The following is a 9147-nucleotide window of genomic DNA, read 5'->3' as shown; positions in this document are numbered from 1 at the left end:
AATGGTACTAGTGGTTGCTTAGAGTCCCGGGACATTTCACCCTGATAACTCAGGTCATTGATTCTTGAGGGTTAAAGTAAAATAATTGTTAACTATTTTAGCTTATAAATGACTACAAATTAAGTGAAGTTTTACAATACCCAACAGCAAGTGCTGGAAGTCATCCTTGGCATTGCAATTAAGATCATGCACAATTACACGAATCATATTGCCAGAACGCCCCTCGACAAACCGTTTCAACCTTATGTTTGGTCAAAGCCTACGGTGACAGTCTAGGTAGCATTCGAGCTAGTACAAGAAGGCTCCAGGGCAGAAAGGAAGAAGGCTTTTAGGTTCGACTTTAGCAACAATCGTGTCAACAGCCTCTTCACAACTTCGTGTCTCCACCTTCCTGTGTTCCCTGTGTTCCCTGCGTTTCCTGTGTTCCCTGTGTTTCCTGCGTTTCCTGTGTTTCCTGTGTCTTTGCCTCTTTGCGTCTTTGCGTCCCCGTGTCCTCAGTGGCGGGGATAGGGGGCATTATTTGGACGGCTGGAGATAGAGAAGGTTCGGTTTGCGATTGATTTTGATTATTTGTAGTTACGGAATTGGTAGTTGGTGTGGGTTGGGTTTGGGGTGGGGAATTTGTTTCTGGGGTGGTTAAGGTGTTGGAATTGGGAGAGGAGTTGGAATCGATCGTTGTTGCTTCTGGTGGGTTGGAGTTGGGGGTTTCTGTGGTGGTTTGGGGTGGGGGTGTGGTTTGGCGGTAGCTGCGTAAAGGCTGCTCTTTGGGCTGTTCAGAACGGACTCGGCGGCGAGGGCGTTGTGGGGTGGGTTGTGCTTCGACTATAGGTGTTTGTTGTGTGTTTCTTCTAGTTGATGAATTTGAATTTCTTCTAGGTTGTGAGTTTTTAGGTTGAGGGTTTTCTGGGGTTGCTTCTGGTTCGGGGGTGGGTGTAATCGTAGGTTCTGCGGTGGGCCAATTTTGGGTGGGGGGGAAGGACTGTGGGCGCTGGATGATGGTTCCGCCATTGCTGAAGCGGAGGGCTAAACCGATTGTCATTCCGACTAAGGCGGCGATCGATGCGGTAATAGCTAATGATTTGAATTTAGGATTTTGGAAGATGGGGGAAATGTTGACTTGGGGGCGAGCCCAGTTGCCGATCGCACTAACGGGCATAATAGTTTCGGTGACGCTATTTAGCTCAGGATTTTCCGTTTCTGTGTCTGGCAGTAGGGATAACCAATTTTCTACGCTTGATGGGCGTTTGGCGGCTTCCATTTCCATCCCCCGCAAAATTGCTTGTTCGGTTTGGCGGTTAATGTTGGGGTTGAGTTGGCTAGGATGAGGAAGAGAAATGCGATCGCGCAATGCAGATGCTACTGGTGGTTGTCCTGTCAGCAAAAAATAAAGCGTGGCGGCTAACGCATAAACATCTGTAGCTGGACTTCGACGGGCTTGTGGTAAATATTGTTCTATAGGTGCATATCCGGCTGACAATACGCCTGTATGAGTTTGGGTAACTCCAGGGGTAAACTCACGGGCAATGCCAAAATCGATCAAGATGACGGTTTGAGTCCCTTCGCGCCGAATAATATTTTGGGGTTTGACATCTCGGTGCAGTAACCCATTTTCGTGAACTACCTTTAAAGCTGAACCAATTTGACGGATGTAGTGGATCGCTTGTGCTTCTCCTAAAGGCTTTCCTGGGGCAACTAATTCGGCTAGGGTCAAGCCTGGAATATAATCCATGACAATGAAAGACCTCCCATCTTCCTCAAAAAAGTCTAGCACTCGCACAATGTTGGGGTGCAGACATCTGGCAAGTCTTTGGGCTTCGGCAACAAATTGTTGCTCAAATCGCTCGAAATACCCTTCTCGGCGCAGTTCTTCGTTCAAGGTTTTGATGACAACTGTCTGTCCTAGATAGTTGTGGGTAGCTTTGTAGGTAATGCCAAATCCTCCCTGACCAATAGCATTATCCAGGACGTACTTGCCATTTTGTAGGACTTTACCAGCAGTGATGTTCATGGAAGCACTGACGCAACTTCAAAGTATGCCAGCTTTCCATCATAAGCTACTCTTGGGCAATTGCCCGGTCAGTATTATGCCAGTATCAGATAAAACAGTTTTTGGCTGAAATTTACTATTAGGTATATCTAGGTTTGTTAGTATCTTATGTTTTACTAGCTTTTTTTGGTGTGAGGAGAAATGAGTAAATTTTTGTGGCATTGCTTAGTTAGTCCCACGATTTTGGTTGCTAGCGGGTTAATGTCTTGGGGTGCCTTCGCCGCCGAGGTGGGGGAAAATGGAAAAGATAGGGGTGAAGAGGCGATCGTCATTGCTCAAGCCTCTGATTTAGGAGACACTACTACCATTGACGATCTCAGCCAAACTGCAACTGATTCCCTAGATTTTTCCGAAATAGATCAAGTAACATCCGTTTCTCAATTGCGCGATGTTCAACCCACAGACTGGGCTTTTCAAGCATTACAATCTTTGGTGGAACGTTACGGTTGTATTGAAGGTTATCCCGATCGAACTTATCGTGGTAATCGAGCATTGACTCGTTATGAATTCGCCGCTGGATTAAATAGTTGTTTGGATCGAATTCAAGAATTAATTGCTGCTTTACCTCAAGGTGTTAGTCGTGAAGATTTAGATCGTTTGCAAAGATTACAAGAAGAATTTGCCTCGGAATTAGCAACTTTGCGCGGTCGTGTAGATGCTTTAGAAGCCAGAGTTAATGAAGTAGAAGCAAATCAATTTTCTACTACTACTAAACTTCGTGGTTTTGTTGCTTTTAATGTTACCACAGCTTCGATCGCTGGAGATAATGTCAAAGTTGAAGGTTTTAGTGGCCCACCAGCTAACGCCATGCGCGAGAATGGTCGCCCAATGGTTAGAAGAGCAACTAGTCCCAATACTACCTTAAGTGGATTAGCATGGTTAACCTTCAATACTTCTTTTAGTGGCAGAGATTCTTTAGTCACTAAATTAGTAGCTGGAAATGGTGATTCACCAATCAACCAATTACTTTCTGCGGGTTTATATAACACTGCTGGTACACCATTTTTCGATCAAACTGCTGGTGTATTTGCCAATGAAGTTGTCCTGGGTGAATTGTACTATAGTTTCCCTGTCGCTAACAACCTACGAGTTACTTTTGGGCCAAGAATTAACTGGTATCTTCACTTTGATTTTAATCCTTTCACTCTGCCTACTACAGGTGCTAATAATTTCAACGCAATTAACAGCACTACTCTTACTTCTACCAAGCGGGGTGCTGGTGCAGTTGTCGAGTGGAATATCTCGAAAAACTTTGAATTTCGCACCGGATATTTAGTCGAAAATATTGAGTTTATTCCTGGTGTACGTCCCGCTGCCGATCCCAACCGAGGCTTATTTAACGGTGCAGATACTATCACGGCTGAGTTGACTTTTAAACCAACATCAACGGCTAATATTCGTCTGCTTTATCAACGTTCTAATTTAGCGAGAAACTTTCGCGGACAAATTGCTGTCCAGCCAATTTTAGGAGTAGCTGATGATGGTTTTGGTGGCAGAGTTCATGATGCTACTGCTGATACTTTTGGGGTAAATTTTGATTGGTTAATTACCAAAGGTTTTGGGATTTTTGGACGTTACTACTATTCCATTACTAACATCGATCCGATTAACCCAACACTCTCTGATGGGAATATTAATGCTCAAAATATCCAAGCTGGTTTAGCTTTTCCTGACTTAGCGAAAAAAGGTGCTTTAGCAACTCTAACTTTTGTCATTCCATTTGATGTTTTGGAAGGTCGGAGATTTTTAGTTGCTGGCGGTGGTAATGGCGGAACTCAATACGAAATTGGTGCAACTTACTTTTTTCCCCTGAGCACCAATATTAGCATTGTGCCATCTTTATATGTGATTGGGAATATCAACAATTTCGATGATAACCCGACGGTTTTTGTGGGCAACTTACAAACCCAATTCCGCTTTTAAAGTCTAAGTTCATAATCGTCAGGACTTATGCAAAGCCTAATTCCGTAGGGTGCGTTAATGCTGATGTAACGCACCATTCTAATTCCGTAGGGTGCGTTAATGCTAATGTAACGCACCATTCCAACATATTTAGAGTTAGTGCGTAAATCCCGATCGTTTGTTGTGAAGACTTTAGTCTTCTATTCTGGGAAGGACTGAAGTCCTCACAACGAACTTTTTTAGAAGGAAATGTTTGGTTGGGTGGGATTATTTTGATAGTTGGGAGTAGTTGTTTGTACTCTGCGTCTTTGATTATTTCTAATTGTTTCAATTGCTTCGGGTGGGGTGTGAGGACCGATCGCACCACAGTAATATAAGTTCATCACAGCTTTAAATGCCCAATCATTTGGTGATAAGTCTCGAAAGGGAATGGGCAAAGTTTCTGGTCTACCTTGAACACAAGCATTAATTACTTGTTCTTCACTAACTTGCGCTGTGGTTTGAGGTGCGCTAGTTTGGGCTAGGGCGGGTAGTGCTAAACTCAGGGAAGTCAACAGGGCGGAAGTTGTGATTTTTAAGGTTTTCATGGTTTTAGGGACTGGGGACTAGGGACTAGGGACTAGGGACTGGGGTTTGGGGTTTGGGAATCCTTGTGGACTTACGTATTGACAAAATCAGGCTATACTCAGATCTTGCAGCAATGGAGGTAGAACCTCCTTTCACCTCGTTCCCTGGTTGAACCGGGGAACGAGAAACTCCAGGCTCCGCCTCTAGGTGCAAGATCTCAACCCGGTTTTTAGCCTTAGTCTGATTAATCCCGATCGGTTTTAGTTTCAGTTTTTTACGATACTTTTAGTTGATTAATAATAGAATCCTCTTCAATTTGTGCCTTAGCAAAACGTTTTGCTAATGGGGGAACAAACACTAAAGGATTACTAAAACCGGAGAAAACGTGAATGCCTGTAAAATTGGGAATTTCCCCAACAACAGGTAAACGGTTATGACTAAATGCTACTAAACAATGATGCCAGTTTCCTGGTAAGTTTGCCAATTTGGGCAGGATTTTTCCTACTTGAGTACGTAGATCGGTTTCGCTGGTTGTCCGATCGATTTTAGCATGGCGATCGCTCAATGTCCGGCTAATTTGTCCGATGATAATTCTGCCATTTTTAAATTGAATCGCACCCGGATCTAAAATATAAGAAACTATCTCTGTTTCTGATTGTTCCCAAAGATGTTCTACTTCAGATTTGGTAGACTCTGCTTCTAGTTGAAACCGTTTTAGTTGTGCTGGCATAACTAATGTTTTTAACTCGACATCACCCGGAGGAATTTCAATTAATTCAGCATGAGTAAAATACAATCTAATGTTGATTCCCGCAGCTTTTAGTAAACTGCGACTAACTCCCCCAGCACAAACTACAACATTCGCACTTTGGTAAGTTTCATTTGCCGTTTTTACTCCCAAAATTCGCTGCTTTTCCTGAAGGAATCCCAAAACTTCAGCTATTTGGATTTCTCCCCCTAAGCGAATCATAGCTTGAGTGTAACCTTGGGCGGTTAATTCTGGGTTAATATGTCCATGTTTAACTGTTAAAACCCCATTGATAGAGTCAGGATTTAATAAAGGTTCGACTTCACAAGCTTCTTTGGTATTTAGTAGTTTTGGGGGAATGGCAAAATGACTGTAAGCAGAGGCAATTTTTTCGGGATCTTCAGTGGCATCAATTGTTAAAATTAGGTCTAATTCCCGAAACTCTGTATCAGTTTCTAACTCTTCAGATAAAATGCGATGTTTGGCGATTCCTTCGCTGCAAAGTTGCCGAGTTAGTTCCGTTGTTCCTGACCAATATGCTAAACCTCCATAACTATAACGAGTAGCATTTTGTGGATTAACATCTTTCTCTAAAAGTAGCACAGAAAAGCCTACTTTTGCAAGTTCGTAACCTAATGCTGCACCTGTAATTCCACCGCCGACGACAATCCAATCGTATGTTTTCATTTGCCCAGTTTACTGATGAGTTAAACATTAAATTTAGCAAGTTCTGGAGGTAATTTAAAGTTGCCGTTGCTATCTGGGGGAAATGCGATCGCATCAATTACAGCATCAGTATTTAACGCCCCATAAATATGCGGAAACTTTTCCTCACCCACCGCTTCATATTTAATCTCTGGTTGCACTTTCTCTGAATCAATACAAAGTAAAACTAATCCAGTTTGATTAGCAAAAAATTTGTTAGCAGTTCTTTCAACTTGTTGTATAGTTGAACAATGGATAAAACCTTCTGAATCCAATGTATTGTTATAGTAAATTCCCGTAAGTTTCGCCTGTTCCCATTGGGATTCTTGCGTAATGTGTAAAATAATGCTCAACTAACTGTCCTCCATCTTAAGTAGTGTTTTTCTAAGGGATCAACTAAGCTTAACCTGAATATAAATTATACATAACCTTAGTGCGAAACAATAAAAAAGAAAAGCAATGAATACCGACACCTCATTGGGACTTACGCAAAAAACGCAGTGCTGTTACCTGTTTACTAAATAAGAGTTCCGGTAAGCAGTTAACGGTTGCCACCTATTTTTTTAGGGTAAAGCGTAAGTCCTATTCATGTTTTTTATTTTTCGCACTTGTAGAGGGTATGTTTGATTAATTATGAGTGGGTTTTCCGAAGAGAAATGGCAAAGGATAAAGTCTCTAGCTGCCAGATTGCAAGCAATTAAAAATTTATTGGATGCTTTTAGTAGAGAAGTAAATAATCAACCATTTGCCGAAGATTTACAACCAATAAGAAAACAATTAGAAGCTGATTTTGAGAAGACATTAGATGAGTTACTAAAGTTAATTGAAAATCACAATACCCCTAATGGCAATGGTAGCGAAGTGAATAATCATTAGATTTATGGGAAAGTGCGAAATGTGGGATTTTTTTACCACAGATATCCACAGATGAACACAGATGAACACAGATGTAAAGTAAAGATTAATTATTGACACTCTCCCTTTACAGGGTAGGGGTAATTCATGAATTAACCCTACCCTGTAAAGGGAGATTCTTCTTTCAACGAGTAACGCAAGCTTCAAGCACTGTTTCCTTTCTTCAAGTAGAGGATCGTCTGAATGCTTTAGGCTGCTAAAAAGCTAAACTAGAAAGCAGATCGCGAAGGTTAGGAGTATTTCTTTATGACAGCAGAAGCAGGAGAAGGAGAAACTGTTACCTATCAAGGTGGGTGTCACTGTGGCGCGGTGCGTTTTCAGGTGGTGGTGGATGAACACGAAGCAACTGATTGTAATTGTTCAATCTGTAAAAAGAAGGGTTTTTTGCATTTAATAGTTCCCAAGGAACAGTTTACGCTGTTGCAGGGGGAAGATACTTTAACGACTTATACTTTTAATACGGGAGTAGCGAAACATCTGTTTTGCCGAATTTGTGGGATACATTCTTTTTATATACCCCGATCGCACCCCGATGGCATAGATGTAAATGTGCATTGTTTGGATGAAAATGTCGGATCGCGGTTTCGCATTGTTCCTTTCGATGGGGCAAATTGGGAACAAAATATAAATAAACTGCGAAAAAACTCGGAAACAGGTAACAGTTAAATGTCAAAATAAATATTCTGCGATTTTAGACTCGAAACACTCATGGTACAATCACAAAAATACCGGATTACGCTTTTACCTGGTGACGGGATAGGCCCGGAAATAATGGCGGTTACAGTAGATGTATTAAAAGCAGTAGGTCAGCAATTAGATATCACCTTTGAATTTCAACAAGCAAAAATTGGCGGTGCTGCTATTGATGATACAGGCGATCCGTTACCGCCCTCTACATTAGAAATTTGTCGCAACAGTGATGCCGTTTTACTTGCCGCTATTGGGGGTTGGAAGTGGGATAATTTACCTTCGCAGCAACGTCCCGAACGGGGACTTTTAGGATTAAGGGCGGGATTAGGGTTGTTTGCTAATTTGCGACCTGCGAAAATTTTACCCCAATTAATTGATGCTTCCACATTAAAAAAAGAAGTGGTGGAAGGTGTGGATATTATGGTGGTGAGAGAACTAACTGGGGGAATTTATTTCGGTCAACCGAAAGGAATTTTTCCGACTGAAACTGGGGAAAAACGCGGTGTAAATACAATGGCTTATACTGAAAGCGAGATCGATCGCATCGGTAGAGTTGCCTTTGAAACTGCTCAAAAACGTAGTGGTAAACTTTGCTCGGTAGATAAAGCAAATGTGTTAGAAGTTTCGCAATTGTGGCGCGATCGAATTACCCAATTAGCCCCAGAATATCCCGATGTGGAATTATCCCATCTTTATGTAGACAATGCTGCCATGCAGTTAGTTCGCGCCCCTAAACAATTCGACACAATTGTTACCGGAAATTTATTTGGCGACATTCTTTCTGATGCAGCAGCTATGTTAACAGGTAGTATTGGTATGTTACCTTCTGCCAGTTTAGGTGCGATCGGCCCCGGAGTGTTTGAACCAGTCCACGGATCTGCCCCTGACATTGCTGGTCAAGATAAGGCAAATCCTTTAGCACAGGTGCTTAGCGCCGCTATGATGCTGCGTTATGGACTCGATCAACCCCTCGCTGCCGATCGCATTGAACAGGCGGTATTACAAGTCCTCGACAAAGGTTATCGCACTGGCGATATTATGTCAGAAGGAATGCAACTTTTGGGCTGTCGAGCTATGGGAGATGTCCTACTGACAGAACTAGAAAACCTCCAATCTTAATCTTCTTTGTGTTAATTGGCAGCTATTAATCTCAGCTGCCGCAGCACTTAACAAGTTCAATAAAAAACGGGATAAAACTGTGCTAAAACCTGGAAAACAACAAATAGAAGTTAACATCAGTTCAGCAAATGTTCCGACTTTAGCTGACCCAGGTATACTGAAAGCTGCTCGTAATATTTATCGCCTCTACTACGAAGTACATCCTAACGTTTCACAGCGTCCTTTGGGTGTGGTAATTAATCGCAATAATTATCGAGGTAAGCTGATTTTTTCTCAGAAATTCGTTCTCCTCCCCACAGAATGTTTTGTGCCATTTAATGAGATTGAATCAGAGTTATATTAACTTACTGATTGATTCATTGTTAAAACTATAACTTAGATATCTAAGTGTGAATAAATCAGTGTCAGTAGTTGCCTGGAGCCAAATTTACCCAAAGTTTTACTTAACTTATAG

General features: G+C 41.9%; 9 protein-coding genes and 1 pseudogene. 6 read left to right on the top strand and 4 right to left on the bottom strand.

Annotated features, from left to right (window positions below):
* Positions 1–138: 138 nt before the first annotated feature.
* Positions 139–276 (top strand): annotated as a pseudogene (locus ACE1CC_RS36995) (carboxymuconolactone decarboxylase family protein); the annotation flags it as partial.
* A gap of 91 nt (positions 277–367) precedes the next feature.
* On the opposite strand, the gene ACE1CC_RS32020 reads toward ACE1CC_RS36995, so the two are convergent.
* Complete coding sequence (locus ACE1CC_RS32020; RefSeq protein ID WP_413274485.1) at positions 368–2008, bottom strand: serine/threonine protein kinase; 1641 nt, start codon at positions 2006–2008, stop codon at positions 368–370.
* Between the two features lie 180 nt (positions 2009–2188).
* Here ACE1CC_RS32020 and ACE1CC_RS32015 point away from each other — a divergent pair, with 180 nt between their 5' ends.
* The gene (locus ACE1CC_RS32015) at positions 2189–3970 is read left to right on the top strand and encodes an iron uptake porin (RefSeq protein ID WP_413274484.1); all 1782 of its coding nucleotides are present in this window, start codon (positions 2189–2191) and stop codon (positions 3968–3970) included.
* A 218-nt stretch (positions 3971–4188) separates the two neighbouring features.
* Here the strand turns inward: ACE1CC_RS32015 and ACE1CC_RS32010 are convergent, their stop codons facing one another.
* From ACE1CC_RS32010 to ACE1CC_RS32000, 3 genes are all read right to left on the bottom strand, one after another.
* Positions 4189–4536, bottom strand: a complete 348-nt coding sequence (locus tag ACE1CC_RS32010) for an S-layer protein (protein WP_413274483.1) — start codon at positions 4534–4536, stop codon at positions 4189–4191.
* A gap of 254 nt (positions 4537–4790) precedes the next feature.
* Positions 4791–5951, bottom strand: a complete 1161-nt coding sequence (locus ACE1CC_RS32005; protein ID WP_413274482.1) for an NAD(P)/FAD-dependent oxidoreductase — start codon at positions 5949–5951, stop codon at positions 4791–4793.
* A gap of 20 nt (positions 5952–5971) precedes the next feature.
* A complete protein-coding gene (locus tag ACE1CC_RS32000) occupies positions 5972–6322 on the bottom strand; it encodes a DUF952 domain-containing protein (protein WP_413274481.1) in 351 nt (116 codons plus the stop codon).
* Positions 6323–6602: 280 nt separating this feature from the next.
* Between ACE1CC_RS32000 and ACE1CC_RS31995 the strand changes: the two genes are divergently transcribed.
* From ACE1CC_RS31995 to ACE1CC_RS31980, 4 genes are all read left to right on the top strand, one after another.
* A complete protein-coding gene (locus tag ACE1CC_RS31995; protein WP_413274480.1) occupies positions 6603–6845 on the top strand; it encodes a hypothetical protein in 243 nt (80 codons plus the stop codon).
* Between the two features lie 285 nt (positions 6846–7130).
* A complete protein-coding gene (locus ACE1CC_RS31990) occupies positions 7131–7550 on the top strand; it encodes a GFA family protein (protein ID WP_413274479.1) in 420 nt (139 codons plus the stop codon).
* Positions 7551–7592: 42 nt separating this feature from the next.
* A complete protein-coding gene (gene leuB / locus ACE1CC_RS31985) occupies positions 7593–8693 on the top strand; it encodes a 3-isopropylmalate dehydrogenase (protein ID WP_413274478.1) in 1101 nt (366 codons plus the stop codon).
* A gap of 79 nt (positions 8694–8772) precedes the next feature.
* Entirely contained in the window at positions 8773–9036 is a 264-nt protein-coding gene (locus ACE1CC_RS31980; protein ID WP_413274477.1) for a hypothetical protein, read from the top strand.
* Positions 9037–9147: the final 111 nt, after the last annotated feature.

Origin of the sequence: Floridaenema aerugineum BLCC-F46 (assembly GCF_041929345.1) — a bacterium.
Lineage (GTDB): Bacteria > Cyanobacteriota > Cyanobacteriia > Cyanobacteriales > Aerosakkonemataceae > Floridanema > Floridanema aerugineum.
This window is presented reverse-complemented; position numbering and strand designations above follow the sequence as displayed.